The sequence below is a fragment of the Arcticibacter sp. genome (assembly GCF_053551015.1).
This window is the reverse complement of sequence record NZ_JBMQOB010000016.1, coordinates 15,260-29,730: the sequence shown is the minus strand read 5'-3', so window position 1 is coordinate 29,730 and position 14,471 is coordinate 15,260. Positions and strand designations below refer to the sequence as shown.

Sequence of the window (14,471 nt, the reverse complement as noted above, 5' to 3'; positions counted from 1 at the left end):
GTTCTTGAGTCTAAGCGGCTGTATGTTACCGGAGGCAGCTAGCGATAGTTTAGTTCTACGCCTGTTGTAGTGACTTCCAGAATGGCTTCGCGACCGAAGATCAGTGCGTGGTTGTCGGGAATATGGCCGGCCGGGAAGTCAAAGGCAACCGGGTATTTGTATTCCTTCACATGGCTCATCACCATATCTTCCACGCTTTCCCCGAAAGGAATGGTATTGTCTTTTAAATCGGTAAAACCGCCCACGATGAGTCCTTTTATTTCAGACAGCTTACCAGCGCGTTTAAGCTGCCACAGCATGCGATCTATGGAATAATAGTATTCGCCTACATCTTCGATGAAAAGGATCTTGTCGCGGAAGCTCATCTCGGAAATAGATCCGCTCATCATGATAAGCAAGGTGAGGTTGCCGCCAACAAGTTGTCCCGCGGCAGTACCGGTTCGTCCACTTGTAGATTCATAACTGTAATTCAGCGACTCACCGAAAAATGCTTTGCGCAATGATTCCAGAGAGGGTTTTGTTCCATCAGGAACATTCAGGGGCATTTGGCCGTGTATGCTTTCTACGTTGCATACAGCGTGGAGATGACTGTGAAGGACGGTAATGTCGCTGAAGCCTGCTATCCACTTCGGCTGGTGGAGGAAAGCGGTAAAGTCGAGCCTGTCGATGATTCTCACGGTTCCGTAGCCTCCTCGCGCGGCTATAATCGCTTTCACGGATGGATCATCAAGAAAACGCTGAAAGTCTTTCGTCCTTAATTCATCGCTGCCAGCAAATTGATGGTGCGAAGCAGTGACGGTATCTCCGAGAATAACCTCGAGCCCCCAGGATTCGAGAAGTTTAACTGCGCTGGTGATATCTCCCGGTAAGCTTTTTGCCGGGCATGTGATCGCGATTTTATCGCCTTTTTTCAGGTACGGAGGAGTGATCATGTAAGTGCAAAGGGCTAATTTACGTGTTAAGATTTCAACATCTATGATGTATCTTTGCAAAATACACGATTTATTCATGTCTGAACTAGATTCCTTCAAACGATATACCATTACATCTGCTTTGCCCTATGCAAACGGACCTTTACATATTGGACATTTGGCTGGTGCATATATTCCAGCTGATATATTTGTGAGGCACTTACGTCTGAAGAAAAAAGATGTAGTTTATATATGCGGATCGGATGAGCACGGTGCTGCGATAACCATCCGGGCCAAAAAAGAAGGTATTACTCCTCAGGAGATCATCGATAAGTATCACACGCAGATTAAGGAAAGCTTCGCGGAGTTTGGAATATCTTTCGATATTTATCACCGCACCTCCTCTCCTGTTCATCACGACCTTTCACAGGAGTTCTTTTTGAACCTTTACGAAAAGGGAGAGTTTCTTGAAAAAGAATCAGAGCAGTATTACGATGCTGAATACGATCAGTTCCTGGCTGACCGGTATATCACCGGCACTTGTCCGAATTGTGGTAGCGAGGGCGCTTATGGCGACCAGTGTGAGAAGTGCGGAACATCTTTGAACCCTACGGATCTGATCAATCCGAAATCTACGCTTAGCGGCAATGCGCCTGTTTTGCGGACTACCAAGCATTGGTATCTTCCGTTAGATAAATATCAGCCCTGGCTGGAAGAATGGCTGCTGGAAGGTAAAAAGAATAAGTGGAAGACAAACGTTTACGGGCAGTGTAGCTCATGGCTGAAGGCCGGCTTGCAGCCGCGCTCTATGACCAGGGATCTGGATTGGGGAATTGACGTACCTTTAGAAGAAGCAAAGGGCAAAAAGCTCTATGTATGGCTGGACGCTCCTATTGGTTATATTTCGGCTACAAAGGCATGGGCAGAAAATGCCGGTAAAGACTGGCAGAAGTATTGGAAAAAGCAAGAGAATGAGGAGGACAATGCTTGTTTGATCCACTTCATCGGAAAGGATAATATCGTTTTCCATTGCATCACCTTCCCTTCTATCCTGCATGCTCATGGAGAGTATGTCCTGCCACAGAATGTTCCTGCCAATGAGTTCCTGAATCTGGAGGGCGATAAGCTTTCTACATCGAGAAATCATGCCGTATGGCTGCATGAGTACCTGAATGAGTTCCCGGGCAAGCAGGATGAGTTACGCTATGTGCTGACTTCGATTCTGCCGGAAACCTCGGATAGTGAGTTTACCTGGAAAGATTATCAGGCCCGTATCAATAACGAGCTGGTAGCTATCGCTGGTAATTTTGTGAACAGGGTGATGATCCTGATGCACAAGTATTACGAAGGTAAGGTTAGTGGTATTTCAAACTTTAACAATCCGGAGCTGCATGATCTGATCGGCAAGCAGTACAATGAAATTGAGGAGCATATTGAAACGTATAAATTCAGACAGGCATTGGCATCTCTAATGGAAGTAGCACGTCTGGGAAACAGATATCTGACGGAGAAAGAACCTTGGAAGACATTCAAGACTGATCCGGAAGCCACGCGTGTTGTTCTGGAGGATTGCCTGTTGATCATTGCGCACCTGGGTGTGCTTGCTCAGCCTTTCCTTCCTTCGGCATCAGGCAAGATCTTCTCCATGCTTGGACTGGGTAAGGACGTGTTCTCATACGATGAGGAGATCAGGTTTGAGGCTGGTCATCAGCTTGGAAAACCGGAGCTTCTGTTTGAGAAAGTGGAGGATGATGTTATCGAGGCACAATTGAAGAAGCTGGCTGATAAAGCTCAGGCTGTTGTTGCCGCTGCTGAATCGGTGGCTGTTACCCCCGCAAAAGAGAATGTGAGCTACGAGCAGTTTTCTGCTATGGATATCCGCGTGGGAACGATCCTTACGGCGGAGAAGGTTGCGAAGACAAAAAAGCTCCTGAAGCTGACGATTGATACAGGTATTGATACCAGGACGGTAGTTTCGGGTATTGCAGAATATTTTCAGCCTGAGATGATTGTTGGAAAGCAGGTTAGCATTTTAGTTAACCTGGAGCCTAGAGAAATCAAGGGCATCATGTCGCAGGGAATGATTTTGATGTCCGAAAATTCGGATGGAAAGCTTAATTTTGTTGCTCCATCGGAAAGTACGGCGAACGGAAGTACCATCAGATAAATTTAGGGTTCGGGTAGGTATATTCAATTTGAAATCCTATTTTCGGACTTTAATTCGAGGCCCTGTAGTTCAACGGATAGAATAGGCGTTTCCTAAACTCTAGATGTGGGTTCGATTCCCGCCGGGGCTACTAAACCCGCTTTACTGTAAGTAAAGCGGGTTTATTTTTCTATAGAACTTATGGTACTTAATTCTTCAAATTGAGGTCGTTCAACATCGAGCTTCCTAAAAAGTAGAGCGTCAATGAAAGCCTCTTACTAGCTTCTGAAGTAATACGTTATTCTTAAAATCCATCGCCAAAAAGCTTTAATTGTGTATACTGATGGCCTAAACTTTGAAACGGGAAGTCCGCCACAAATGCGTAACTGTTTGATATTGAGCTTATCTGTCGTTTGAGCAAACGCATCTTTGATACAAAAGAGGTCGCATCATAAGCTCTGGTTTGCCAGCTCGGCCATGCCTCTTTAAACTCAGCTTCTGATATCCCCCTGGCTATTGTAAGATGCGGTGTTAGCGAATACACAGGAGAATAACCGCCGCCGCGCTGCAGTATGGGCTTACTCGACCTACGGATGTATTTAACAAAGTCCGAGATTTGCTCGCCATTATGAACATTGACGAATATAGTGTTCGTAGGTCCAGTAAATCGTCCGAAACCTGATAGTTGAACTGAGAAGGGAGACATGCCTGCTGCTACCCTCTTATACATATTTATGAGTATACCCTCTATTGAGAGTGGCTGGACCACATTGGCCAGTGTGATATGTGGTGATGTTATTGAAGCGGTGGAGGTCTGCTCAGCTTTATATTTGGCTTTTAAATCTTCAATCTCAGACAAGACCGGATCGTCCAGAGGTATTACTAACAGGTACTCAAACAATGATGTCTCTGGCATGATCTTGCAATTTTCTGTAATATACTAGTTTAGAATATAATAGATACTCTATCTGTCACTCTTGTCGTGTAAATATCACTCAGAGAATGATGCTTATTACGGCTTTCATGATAAAATGCTCAAATTTGCAGTATGTCTAAAGGAACGCTCTATTTACTTCCGGTACCCCTCGCTGAAAATTCTATAAACCAGACTATCCCTGCAGATCAGTTGTCTTTAATTAATAGACTGAATGTCTACATCGTCGAGAACGAGAAAACTGCGCGGCGCTGGCTGAAGGAGATGGGACTTAAAACCCCGCAGAGTGAGCTGAAGCTTTATCCCTATGGTAAGCATGCGGAGAAAAACGATTTTAGTATGTTTTTCAAAGAACTGGAGAAGGGCGAGGACGTGGGACTGATGAGTGAGGCAGGCTGTCCGGCTGTGGCAGACCCTGGTTCAGATATTGTTGCTGAGGCGCACCGGAGAGGTATACAGGTGGTGCCTTTGGTTGGGCCTAGTTCAATCCTGCTGGCATTGATGGCCTCGGGTTTTAGCGGGCAGAACTTTTGCTTTCATGGTTATCTTCCAATTGATAAATCTCAGCGGTCGAAGCGTATTAAAGAATTGGAGCACAACTCCGAGAAGTACCGTCAAACACAGATCTTCATAGAGACCCCTTTCAGGAATAATCAGATCATAGAGGAGTTACTGCGTACGTGTTCTGATAAAACGCGTTTGTGTGTCGCGGTGAATCTAAGCGGCGAGAATGAGCAGATAATTTCAATTCCGATCGAACAATGGCGCAAGAAGAAGGTTGATTTTCATAAAATACCCGCCATATTCTTGTTGATGAAATGATAAAACTTCCGGATCATGTCAGTGTGATAATTGTTGGAGCAGGCCCTTCTGGTCTGATGATGGCTGCTCTTTTATTACGCCAGGGGGTTCATCCGGTAATTATCGATTCAAAGAAGGAACTGACAACCCATTCGAAGGCCCTGGCTGTGCAGGCACGGTCTCTCGAGATATTGCGTCAGCTGGGTTTATCCGAAGCTTTTCTGAGAGAAGGGTCGCAAGTCCGGGGATTCGATCTCCATTTCATGGATGATGAATTCCCTGCGGAGCTTCGGCTGGATGGAGCCGGTAAGACGATGTTCCCGTTTGTTCTGATGCTGGAGCAGAGTAGGACTGAGAAATTTTTGCTGCAAGATCTAACCGCACACGCTTGTCCGGTGTTTTGGGATTGTTGTCTCAAGGGAGTGGAACAATCTGATGATCGCGTGGCCGTTCAAGTTGCTCAGAGTGGGCTGGAAAGAAGAATAAGCTGCGACTGGTTGATTGGTGCCGACGGTGCGTCTAGCCTCGTCAGAAGGGCTCTAAACGTCCCATTCTCCGGAGGCTCCTATCTTCAGCGATTTTATTTAGCCGATTTAAAGTTGACGGCGCCGCTTGCTGGAGATTATATCAATATATTTTCCAAAAAAGAGGGCTTCAATGCTTTGTTCCCGATTCATGAGCATCTGGTGCGCTGTGTTGGGATCATCCCGGCGTCTCTCCAGGAAAGAACAGATCTTAGCTTTGAGGATATCAAGCCGTATATCACCTTCACCTTGGGAATGCCTCTGGGGGTTGAGTCAAGCGAATGGTTTTCAGTTTACTCTATACACCACCGGATGGCTGACAAGTTCCGATCAAGAAGAGTGTTTCTGATCGGTGATGCTGCACATGTCCATTCGCCTGTTGGTGGCCAGGGGATGAATACAGGTCTTCAGGACGCCTATAATCTTGCATGGAAGCTGGCGGGGGTGATCACGGGTGAATTTGATCCGGGTGTGCTTGACTCATATGCGTCAGAACGTATGCCGGTTGCCAGGAAATTGCTGAAGACGACAGACCGGCTGTTTTCTATTATCGTGTCGGACAATAAACTGGTAAAGTGGGTCAGAAACTGGGCGGTGCCTCTTCTTCTCCAGCGTGTAGCTGGGGGAGAACGTGTCAAGAATGAGCTGTTCAACAGGATATCACAGATAGGAATCAGTTACAGGAAGAGCAGTTTATCGGTGCACCATTCTTCTTCAACGAACATCAAAGCTGGAGACCGATTACCATTCTTGCGAGTTTATGACGAAAAACGAAAGGAAGATACAGATCTTCATCAGTGGTGCTCAAAGGGTGGATTTACCTTACTTGTTTTGGGAGAGCTAAGTCCGATGGCTGTCTCTGGAATGGCTAAATGGATCAAATCGGCTTACCCTTTTCAGCTCAACTTCTTTTATTTACCGCGATCGGAGAATAATAAAACAGTTTTTGAGGCCTTCGAGATCCATGGAGAGAAGGATAAAAGGGCGGTAATCGTTCGGCCGGATCTTCATATCGGGTATATCAATGATGTTGTTGATACCGAACTTATCGATGGTTACTTGAAGCAGGTAATTGGTTGGAGGAGGAAGTGATTAACCATATAGATTCTTCGCTTCAATAAAGCGGATGACAGGGTCTGGCACCATAAATCTGACGCTTTTTCCTTCTTTGATTGCCCGCCTGATGAAGGTTGAAGATAGTTCCATCAAGGGTGTTTGGGTGAGGGTTACAGAGGGATGATCTATCAATTCGAGATTATCGAAGCCGGGGCGAGGGTACACGAAGATCTTGTAATCCCTCAGTAGGATCTCATGGTTCTTCCATCTTTTTAGAGAGGCAAGATTGTCTGCTCCCATGATCAGCGAGAAGTTATGCTCAGGATAGCGCTCCCTAAGGTGCGTTAGCGTATCTATTGTATAAGACGGTTGCGGAAGCTTGAATTCGGCATCGCTCACGCTGATGTTAATGGACTCTTCTACCGCCAGGCGTGCCATTTCCAGTCGGTCGTACATATTGATGAGCGCGTTTTTATCCTTTAAGGGATTGTGTGGCGATACCATGAGCCAAACCTTATCCAGGTCGGTATAGCTTGCCATATGATTTGCAATGATGAGGTGACCGACATGTACAGGGTTGAAAGAACCAAAGAACAGACCGATATTCATGGTACTACTTCGCTAAAAAGTCGCTGATTAACTTCTCTGCATCTGCGCAGGCGGTTGCAAGATCATTGTTCGGCAGGATGACATCGAAGCGTTCTGCATAAGTAAGTTCTTTCCCGGCTTTGGCAAAGCGCTCTTTCAGCTTCTCTTCGCTGTCTGTTCCTCTTCCGGTAAGGCGCTCTATAAGTACCTCAAGGGATGGTGGTTGTACAAAAATGGCCAGGGCTTTGTCGCCGAATTTCTTCTTCAGTCTGAGTCCGCCTTCTACGTCAATGTCAAATACCACACATTTTCCCTGCTGCCATATCCGCTCGATTTCAGAGTTCAGCGTTCCGTAGAAAGTCCCTGAATACACTTCTTCAAATTCTGCAAACTCGTGTTTGGCTACACGGTGAAGGAATTCTTCTTTGCTGATGAAATAGTAATCTTTTTCGTGCGTTTCTTTCCCTCTTGATTCACGGGTTGTCGCAGAAATGGAGAATTCCAGCTGTGGAAACTGTTTGAGTAGATGGTGTACTATTGTTGTTTTGCCAGCACCTGAGGGTGCAGAGAATATGACCAGTTTGCCGTCGGACATGGTGTATTGATGTTATATTTTAAAATTAAAGAACATTCAGGAGTTGTTCTTTGGCCTTTTCAAGCTCTTCTTTCATTCCAACAACGATTTGCTGGATCTGTGCGTCATTTGCCTTGGAACCCATGGTGTTGATCTCACGGCCTATTTCCTGGGAGATAAACCCAAGTTTCTTGCCGTTCGCGTCGTTCGATTTCAGAGCCTCAAGAAAATAGTCGCAATGGCTTTTAAGGCGTATCTTTTCTTCGGTGATGTCAAGTTTGTCGATGTAGAAGATCAGCTCCTGTTCGAAACGGTTGGGATCGGTATTTTCCTTCCCAACAAATTCTTCCAGTAGTTGAGAGATTCGCTCGCGAATAGCTGGAATTCGCTTAGGGTCTTGTTCCTCTACGTTTTTCAGGGCATTGAGGATATTACTGATCCTTAGCTCCAGATCCTGGCGCAAAACACGACCTTCATCTTTCCTGAATGTCTGGAAGTTGTTCATGGCGTCTGCAAAGGTCTGCTGAAGCTGTATCCACTCCTGCTCTGATACTAGGTCTTCTTCGTATTTTATTACTTCGGGAAATGAAAGGGCAAGCTGCAGGAGATTGTTTCCATTGTCGTTAAGGCTGGTTGCAGCCTGCTTGAGCTGATCGTAATAAAGTGCTAGTAGTTCCTGATCAATGGTAGCTGCTTTCTTCTCGTTTGATGCGTATTCTACAGTTACAGTGATGTTCACTTTCCCGCGTTCGATCTGTTTCGAGCAGTCGTTACGCAAAAGAAGTTCCTTGTCTGAAAATGCTTTGGGAAGTTTCAGCGCTAGCTCAAGAAATTTACTGTTAAGTGATTTGATCTCGACAGTATACTTGGTATTAGCAAAATCATTAGAGGCTATACCATAGCCGGTCATTGACTTGATCATCGACAAAGATACTAATCTCGCAGAACTATTCTAAGGATCGCGTCGTTATATGGTAAATTAGAGGGACAAGACCGGATATTAACTTACTTTAGTATACTTTATGGATAATCATCGCATTATGGCATTCGTTCTGGTATTGCTCACGTTGTTTTTAAGCGAAAAGGCGCTTTCGCAGACGATTAAAGCTCAGCAGGGTGCTGTGCTGAAGCGAGGCAGTAACCTCCGGATCAGCGGAGCTTCCATTAAGAATAAGAGGAGTCAGTTTTCTGTTGCAAGCAACGGCATGGGAATATTCAGTATCCTTGCTTCTCCGGGAGACACACTCGAGGTTTCAGCGATAGGTTATATGTCATATTCCCGGGTTGTAACTGATTTTAACGATGCGATCGTTTATCTGCAGGAGATTACGAGACTGGAAGAAGTTGTGGTAACAGGAAAATCTCTTGAATCGGATCTGAATGATATCAAAGACGCCTACCGAAGCAAGGGCTCTTATTATGGTGGCAAACCTCCAGTCCTGGCCTACATATTCAATCCCCTCTCCGCTTTGGGAGAACGGTTCGGAAAAACCGGAAAAGGGGCAAGAAGGTTTAATGAGTTCGCGAATCAGGAGCTTGAGTACCAGGAAGTGGCGCGGAGATTTAACGACCTGTCGATCAGGAATGCGATTCCGGATATCAAGCCCGAAGAGCTTCAGGATTTCAGGGCAGACTACCTGCCTACAGTGGAGCAAATGCGTTCCTGGAATGAATATGACCTCGTAGTCTATATCAGAAAATCGTATAAAGAATTCAAATCAAAAGAGAAGGCACCTGCCGGGAAGCAGACGCCCTGATTACTTCTTTTTCTCCTTAAACATGGCTTTTACTTCTTTTCGTAGCTGAATTTTCAGAAAAATAATGAAGGCCAGAATGACGCCAGAGCCAAGTGTTACAGCATACTGTTCATGCTTGATGCTCCAGAAGAAGCAGAGAATCATCACCATCATGGCGGTATTATAAAGGATATTCAGGAATATTTTCTTTCCCATTAAACGTATAGCGATTAAAGTGGAGAGGTGCATTGAGCACCCCTGAGATGTATCGTAATTAGTAAACTGAAATTGACGGGTCTATTTTTTCTTTCCACGCCAGGATACCACCTTCGAGATTATACAGGTTTTCGTACCCTAACTGCTGCTCCAGTTGCATGATGGCTGCAGCGCTGCGTTTTCCGCTTCGGCACTGGACGATAACAGGCTTGTCTGTCGCAATCTTGTCTGACTCTATAATGATGCCAGATAAAGGAATATTTTCGCCATTCAAATTGGATACTTCATATTCAAAAGATTCGCGAACGTCAATCAGCTGAAAGTCTTCAGCGTTATCTATCATTTTTTTTAGTTCTTCGACTGTTATTTCTTTCATGACAAAAACGTTTATTCTATTCAAAGATAGGAATTAAGATTTAAGGAGAATGTTAATGCGGGATTTGGCTGTATTGACAGGTTTTTTTTACATTTTTCTGTAACAAGTGCCCGGTGATGATGTTCTAAGATGGTAAAGTTAAGGGATGGATAGTGTCAGTCGTTTTTTTTGGTTTTGCTCTGGTGTTCATGTAGATACGTTGAAAAACTTTCCGACTGAGCATAATAAATATGTCGGTATCGGTGCTACGATTTTTTTTACCGCACTGTTTGCGGCGCTCTCCGGTGGCTACGCGATGTATTTCGTGTTCTCAGGTGATGATGGCGCGGTCTTCTTTGCCATATTATTCGGTCTAATCTGGGGATTGGCGATATTCAATATGGATCGGTACATCGTTTCGAGTATTAGTAAGAATGCCTCGGTTAACAGGCAGATTCTTCAGGCAACTCCGCGTATTCTACTTGCCATTATGATTGGGATCGTGATCTCCAGACCCCTTGAGCTAAAGATTTTTAATAAAGAGATCAGAGAGAAGCTTAAGCTCTCCTATCTGAATGGTCAGCGATCCAAAATCGACACGTTAAATAACACGTTTCAAAATAAGTACGGTACAGAGCTGAGTAAGTTGAAGGACCTGACTGCCGAAAGGGATTCCCTGCAGGCGGACATTACCCGATCGCGGTATCTCTTAAATCAGGAGATATTCGGGGATAAAACCAATCAAACATCCGGGAAGGTTGGCTTTGGTACATACGCCAAGCAGAAGCAGGAGGTGCTGAACCAGAAGATCGCGCGTCTCGACGCGGTAAGGCAGGAAATTACGGCCATGGACGCGTTTGTTAGGCTAAGAAGGGAGCAGGATGGACTAACCAGTCAGCGGCTTTTTAGCAACAGGCAGCTAGACAGTCTGGCTAATGTAGCCGGCTTTGCCGACCGGAACTGGGCTTTGGGGCAGCTGAGCTTCAAAGCAGATGGCAGCAGAGATCTGGGGACATATCTGGCGGTTGCGTTTATTGGCTTATTATTCATCTTGTTTGAATGCTTGCCAGTGTTTGTGAAACTGATGAGCGACAAAGGTCCTTATGATGTCGCTTTACAGAACACAGAAGAGGCAGCTGTGCATAGCTCATTTAAGAACAAAGACTTTGATATAGCTGTAACAGACGCCGTCCAGGATACCCGCATTGACGCGGAGACGGAAAAGCGAAAGCGGATGATCCTTCGGGATGCTAACTCAGATGTTTACGAAGAATAAAGTCGTTCATCCAGTATTGATAGTAGGGGATATCTTCTTCTCTGAATATTTCAAACCCAATCTTTTTATAGAAATTCAAGGCTTTGTTGTTGCGGTTGACATTGAGCTCCAGAATAGATATATGGCGGTGTCTGGCATGCTGTTCAATGTGTTGAATAAGCGCAGCCCCGGTACCTCTGCCCTGCTCCGATGGATGTACGTATAGCTTGTGGATACTTAATAGAGCCTCGTCTTCGTGGAAAGAATACCCAGCGAAAGCGATCGGTGCGGTATTTCGTTCTGCAAGCAGAAATTCGACGCCATCAGCCGCTTGTGCTGTAAGGGCATCTAAGGAGTACATATTATCGAGCATGAACCTGATCTGGTCTGCCTGGAGTATGTCCGAGTAGGTAGGCCACCATATTTCTTCGGCGAGACGTTGGATGATGGAAAAGTCTTCAGATACTGCTGGTCTGATGTGTAAACCCATGGTGCCTTATAAATTTTCAGCTATGAAGATGAAGGGCTCCTGAAACTGGAGTGAATAGAATCCGTCCAAAGTTGTTTTGAAAGTGGTAGATGTTGTTTGCTGTAAGCCGGTATGTGTGAGTTGTGTAACGTCGGAGAGGATCTGAATGTCTTCACTGGCTGGTTTCCACTTACTAAAGCCGCTACGCACCATGAAGATGCGGTTTCTTGCAGTGAGGACTACTATATTTATCTTTTCGCAATATGGAAGGTATTCGCTAATCTCTGTCGTGCTGTTGATGATGTTAACCGCAGGATATTTTTCGTGTACCAGAAACTCCATGGCTTCACTTAGCACGTTCCCCTCCGCAGGAACTATACGGGTTCTGGGTTGTAATAAATGCTTGTCCTGACTGCCAACCAGAAAGTCAATTTTTATCCCCAGAGACTCGGCTTCGTCATAAGCATCGGCGGCAACTATCACAGACGGACTCCACTCCAGCAATTGTCCCAAATTTTCAGGATCGAAGCTCTGCAGATCAAGGATCAGCAAGGCAGGCTCTTGCTTTTCCCTTACGATATGATGGGAGGACATATCAATGTAGTTTTTTATAAATTTCTTTAAAAGCAGAAGCCGGGTTGCTCGCTTTATTGACAGCAGCAGACACGGCCACGCCATATATTCCGGCTGCTACGAGTTCTTCAATGTTTGCAGCAGTAACGCCGCCTACTGCAAGCAAAGGAATGTTTATCCCAAGCTCTCTCAGTTCAGCGGCTATTTTGCTGTACCCTTCAACGCCCAGAATAGGGTAATCGTTGGGTTTTGTAAGCGTCAGAGCAAAAGGTCCGCAGCCGACGTAGTCAACCACTCCGCTCGCGGCAATACGCCTCACATCCTCGAGAGTATTGGCAGATGCACCCAATGTTTTATCCGGACCAATTTTTTCTCTGATGGAGATGAAGTCGGCAGACATGTCTTCGACATGGAGCCCCTGAATATCGGCCTGGGAAAGCAAATCACTGTGATCTGTGATGATCAGGGTTGTACCCCAATCGTCGCAGATTTCAGCAATACGGTTCACCTCGTCCAGAAGCTGCGCTTCTGGTTTAGAAAAGCAGCGGTACTGGATCCAGTTAGCCCCAGATTCGCAAGCCATAACGACTTGCTCGAGGTGTGTCCTGTCAGGAAGATCCTGAGTGAGGTAGTGAAACCGGGAAATATATTTGTTCATTAATGTACCTCGTTAAGCAAAGCTTCCGTTACTGGTTTTCCAATATTTCCGTTTGGTGCCTGAATGCGCAGCAATGCAGAGATGGTTGGAGCGATGTCAGTCATTCCTGTTGGACGGCTGGTACTGCCATGTCTGACCCCCCAGCCCATCAGCACGAACGGGATGTGAGTGTCGTAAGGGTTCCAGGTACCGTGCGTAGTGCCTGTGCTGCTCCCGCTGAAATAGCCAGGTTTAAGCACGATCTGCACAACGCCACTTCTCTCCCTGTTATATCCGTTTATGATCTTGGTTTTCAGTTCCTGAGGAATGCTGGCCTGCTGTACTTCCTCCATATCGACAGCGTAAGCTACGTCTTCTCTTTTCTTCAGCAGTCTGATACATGCTTTTTTAATAGCCGCTTCATCAAGATTGTTCTTTTGAATCAGAGCATTGTTTAGGCTCACCTGATAGTTGGATAAGCTGATTACAAGCTTTTCTTGTTTGAATTCCTGCGCCAAAGATGCGTTCAGCTCTTTCGTCACCGTACTGGTAGGAAACAGACCGGCAGGTATATTATGCGAAGTCAGGAAATTAGGGTTGTGAGCCGCACCATGATCCGCAGAGATGAAGACCGTATAGCTTCCCTTTCCTACCTTGCTGTCGAGATAGCTGAAGAAAGCTGACAACTCGCGGTCAAGACGAAGATAAGTGTCTTCAGCCTCGATGGAGTTAGGGCCAAATCGGTGGCCAATGTAATCGGTGGATGATAGGCTGACGGCAAGGAAGTCGGTTATGTCTCTCTGGCCCATCTTCTCGTTATCTATTGCGGCTTTGGCCATATCCAGTGTTATGGTATTGCCGTAAGGGGTTGTTCTGATGATTCCAAAATCTTTCCCATACATGGTTGATGTTTGGTAAGGAAATACGGGAGCAGCTGTTCCGCTGAACTTTGCTTCGAAACGGCTGTCATCTTTTTCACTTTGTACGTAAGTGTCTATCGGAAACAAGGTAGTCCAGTTCTGATCAAGATACTTCTTAGGCAGCTTTTTGTTATTGAAATCCTGAACCCACTTTGGAAGTTCGTTCATGTAGAATGTGCTGGTAATCCAGTTACCCGATTCATCATCAAACCAGTAGGCTGCGTCTGCACTATGTCCAGCCGGTAAAATTCCTCCACGGTCTTTTATTGCAATGCCAATGACTTTAGACCGGAAGTTTGTTGCCAGTTTAAGCTCATCGGTCATCGTAGTGCTGAGCAAGTTTCTTGGCGACATCTCTCCTGCAGATGAAGGGCTTCCAACTGTCTTTGCAGTTGTATCTTCGGTGCAGTACATGGATTTTCCGGTGGCCTGAATAATGAAGTCATTCCCCGCAATCCCGTGTATTGACGGAACAGAACCTGTATAAATGCTTGAGTGACCTATAGCAGTGACCGTAGGCACGTAGTCGATATTGGTGTTCTCAGCAGTAAAACCCTCGCTGAGGAGGCGTTTAAAGCCGCCATCGGTATATCTGTCCTGATAACGATAGAGGTAATCCCATCGCATCTGGTCAATGACGATGCCGACTACCAGCTTTGGTCTGGATGCTGGTTGTGATGCTGATTTCTTCTGTGCTGAAGCGTTAAGAGCCAGCAGGATGGCTGCTGCTTGTAATACGTAGCGTAAGTTCATTCTAAAGGGTGTATGTACTCAAA

The 14,471-nt window shown here is 45.7% G+C and carries 16 protein-coding genes and 1 tRNA gene; 6 read left to right on the top strand and 11 right to left on the bottom strand.

Annotated features, from left to right (window positions below):
- Positions 1–38: 38 nt before the first annotated feature.
- Positions 39–932, bottom strand: a complete 894-nt coding sequence (locus tag ACO1NU_RS10045) for a S66 peptidase family protein (protein WP_448818584.1) — start codon at positions 930–932, stop codon at positions 39–41.
- 76 nt (positions 933–1,008) lie between these two features.
- Between ACO1NU_RS10045 and metG the strand changes: the two genes are divergently transcribed.
- A complete protein-coding gene (metG, locus tag ACO1NU_RS10040; RefSeq protein ID WP_448818342.1) occupies positions 1,009–3,078 on the top strand; it encodes a methionine--tRNA ligase in 2,070 nt (689 codons plus the stop codon).
- 58 nt (positions 3,079–3,136) lie between these two features.
- Positions 3,137–3,208: transfer RNA gene (locus ACO1NU_RS10035), tRNA-Arg, on the top strand.
- 153 nt (positions 3,209–3,361) lie between these two features.
- Here the strand turns inward: ACO1NU_RS10035 and ACO1NU_RS10030 are convergent.
- Positions 3,362–3,973 carry a 2'-5' RNA ligase family protein gene (locus tag ACO1NU_RS10030; RefSeq protein ID WP_448818341.1) on the bottom strand — a complete coding sequence of 204 codons (612 nt, stop codon included), beginning with the start codon at positions 3,971–3,973 and terminating at the stop codon, positions 3,362–3,364.
- 132 nt (positions 3,974–4,105) lie between these two features.
- Here ACO1NU_RS10030 and ACO1NU_RS10025 point away from each other — a divergent pair, with 132 nt between their 5' ends.
- Both ACO1NU_RS10025 and ACO1NU_RS10020 read left to right on the top strand, forming a co-directional pair.
- Complete coding sequence (locus tag ACO1NU_RS10025) at positions 4,106–4,813, top strand: SAM-dependent methyltransferase (protein WP_448818340.1); 708 nt, start codon at positions 4,106–4,108, stop codon at positions 4,811–4,813.
- On the top strand, positions 4,810–6,408 hold the full coding sequence (locus ACO1NU_RS10020) for an FAD-dependent oxidoreductase (protein ID WP_448818339.1): 1,599 nt from the start codon (positions 4,810–4,812) through the stop codon (positions 6,406–6,408). Before ACO1NU_RS10025 ends, ACO1NU_RS10020 begins: the two co-directional genes overlap by 4 nt.
- Here ACO1NU_RS10020 and nadD read toward each other — a convergent pair whose 3' ends face one another.
- The 3 genes from nadD to ACO1NU_RS10005 are packed head-to-tail and all read right to left on the bottom strand — an operon-like array spanning position 6,409 to position 8,456.
- Entirely contained in the window at positions 6,409–6,981 is a 573-nt protein-coding gene (gene nadD / locus ACO1NU_RS10015; RefSeq protein WP_448818338.1) for a nicotinate (nicotinamide) nucleotide adenylyltransferase, read from the bottom strand.
- 4 nt (positions 6,982–6,985) lie between these two features.
- Positions 6,986–7,555, bottom strand: a complete 570-nt coding sequence (gene gmk, locus ACO1NU_RS10010; protein ID WP_448818337.1) for a guanylate kinase — start codon at positions 7,553–7,555, stop codon at positions 6,986–6,988.
- Positions 7,556–7,580: 25 nt separating this feature from the next.
- A complete protein-coding gene (locus ACO1NU_RS10005; protein ID WP_448818336.1) occupies positions 7,581–8,456 on the bottom strand; it encodes a YicC/YloC family endoribonuclease in 876 nt (291 codons plus the stop codon).
- Positions 8,457–8,574: 118 nt separating this feature from the next.
- Here ACO1NU_RS10005 and ACO1NU_RS10000 point away from each other — a divergent pair, with 118 nt between their 5' ends.
- Positions 8,575–9,291 (top strand): carboxypeptidase-like regulatory domain-containing protein, encoded by a 717-nt coding sequence (locus ACO1NU_RS10000; protein WP_448818335.1) that lies wholly within the window; start codon positions 8,575–8,577, stop codon positions 9,289–9,291.
- Here ACO1NU_RS10000 and ACO1NU_RS09995 read toward each other — a convergent pair whose 3' ends face one another.
- Positions 9,292–9,486, bottom strand: coding sequence for a DUF6358 family protein (locus tag ACO1NU_RS09995; protein ID WP_448818334.1), 195 nt, complete (start codon positions 9,484–9,486; stop codon positions 9,292–9,294).
- Positions 9,487–9,544: 58 nt separating this feature from the next.
- Positions 9,545–9,862 carry a rhodanese-like domain-containing protein gene (locus tag ACO1NU_RS09990; RefSeq protein WP_448818333.1) on the bottom strand — a complete coding sequence of 106 codons (318 nt, stop codon included), beginning with the start codon at positions 9,860–9,862 and terminating at the stop codon, positions 9,545–9,547.
- Positions 9,863–10,007: 145 nt separating this feature from the next.
- Between ACO1NU_RS09990 and ACO1NU_RS09985 the strand changes: the two genes are divergently transcribed.
- Positions 10,008–11,117 carry a DUF4407 domain-containing protein gene (locus ACO1NU_RS09985; RefSeq protein WP_448818332.1) on the top strand — a complete coding sequence of 370 codons (1,110 nt, stop codon included), beginning with the start codon at positions 10,008–10,010 and terminating at the stop codon, positions 11,115–11,117.
- Here the strand turns inward: ACO1NU_RS09985 and ACO1NU_RS09980 are convergent.
- From ACO1NU_RS09980 to pafA, 4 genes are read right to left on the bottom strand one after another with little or no spacing between them, the layout of a single operon-like run.
- On the bottom strand, positions 11,092–11,586 hold the full coding sequence (locus tag ACO1NU_RS09980) for a GNAT family N-acetyltransferase (protein WP_448818331.1): 495 nt from the start codon (positions 11,584–11,586) through the stop codon (positions 11,092–11,094). The two genes, ACO1NU_RS09985 and ACO1NU_RS09980, sit on opposite strands and share 26 nt — an antisense overlap.
- A 6-nt stretch (positions 11,587–11,592) precedes the next feature.
- Positions 11,593–12,159, bottom strand: a complete 567-nt coding sequence (locus tag ACO1NU_RS09975; RefSeq protein WP_448818330.1) for a thiamine pyrophosphokinase — start codon at positions 12,157–12,159, stop codon at positions 11,593–11,595.
- A 1-nt stretch (position 12,160) separates the two neighbouring features.
- Entirely contained in the window at positions 12,161–12,796 is a 636-nt protein-coding gene (locus ACO1NU_RS09970) for a thiamine phosphate synthase (protein ID WP_448818329.1), read from the bottom strand.
- Complete coding sequence (gene pafA / locus ACO1NU_RS09965; RefSeq protein ID WP_448818328.1) at positions 12,796–14,448, bottom strand: alkaline phosphatase PafA; 1,653 nt, start codon at positions 14,446–14,448, stop codon at positions 12,796–12,798. Before pafA ends, ACO1NU_RS09970 begins: the two co-directional genes overlap by 1 nt.
- Positions 14,449–14,471 lie beyond the last annotated feature (23 nt).

Bases quoted from the DNA above. Each gene is read 5' to 3' on its own strand.
- ACO1NU_RS10045 (WP_448818584.1), bottom strand. From the start codon at position 932: ATGATCACTCCTCCGTACCTGAAAAAAGGCGATAAAATCGCGATCACA.
- metG (WP_448818342.1), top strand. From the start codon at position 1,009: ATGTCTGAACTAGATTCCTTCAAACGATATACCATTACATCTGCTTTG.
- ACO1NU_RS10030 (WP_448818341.1), bottom strand. From the start codon at position 3,973: ATGCCAGAGACATCATTGTTTGAGTACCTGTTAGTAATACCTCTGGAC.
- ACO1NU_RS10025 (WP_448818340.1), top strand. From the start codon at position 4,106: ATGTCTAAAGGAACGCTCTATTTACTTCCGGTACCCCTCGCTGAAAAT.
- ACO1NU_RS10020 (WP_448818339.1), top strand. From the start codon at position 4,810: ATGATAAAACTTCCGGATCATGTCAGTGTGATAATTGTTGGAGCAGGC.
- nadD (WP_448818338.1), bottom strand. From the start codon at position 6,981: ATGAATATCGGTCTGTTCTTTGGTTCTTTCAACCCTGTACATGTCGGT.
- gmk (WP_448818337.1), bottom strand. From the start codon at position 7,555: ATGTCCGACGGCAAACTGGTCATATTCTCTGCACCCTCAGGTGCTGGC.
- ACO1NU_RS10005 (WP_448818336.1), bottom strand. From the start codon at position 8,456: ATGATCAAGTCAATGACCGGCTATGGTATAGCCTCTAATGATTTTGCT.
- ACO1NU_RS10000 (WP_448818335.1), top strand. From the start codon at position 8,575: ATGGCATTCGTTCTGGTATTGCTCACGTTGTTTTTAAGCGAAAAGGCG.
- ACO1NU_RS09995 (WP_448818334.1), bottom strand. From the start codon at position 9,486: ATGGGAAAGAAAATATTCCTGAATATCCTTTATAATACCGCCATGATG.
- ACO1NU_RS09990 (WP_448818333.1), bottom strand. From the start codon at position 9,862: ATGAAAGAAATAACAGTCGAAGAACTAAAAAAAATGATAGATAACGCT.
- ACO1NU_RS09985 (WP_448818332.1), top strand. From the start codon at position 10,008: ATGGATAGTGTCAGTCGTTTTTTTTGGTTTTGCTCTGGTGTTCATGTA.
- ACO1NU_RS09980 (WP_448818331.1), bottom strand. From the start codon at position 11,586: ATGGGTTTACACATCAGACCAGCAGTATCTGAAGACTTTTCCATCATC.
- ACO1NU_RS09975 (WP_448818330.1), bottom strand. From the start codon at position 12,159: ATGTCCTCCCATCATATCGTAAGGGAAAAGCAAGAGCCTGCCTTGCTG.
- ACO1NU_RS09970 (WP_448818329.1), bottom strand. From the start codon at position 12,796: ATGAACAAATATATTTCCCGGTTTCACTACCTCACTCAGGATCTTCCT.
- pafA (WP_448818328.1), bottom strand. From the start codon at position 14,448: ATGAACTTACGCTACGTATTACAAGCAGCAGCCATCCTGCTGGCTCTT.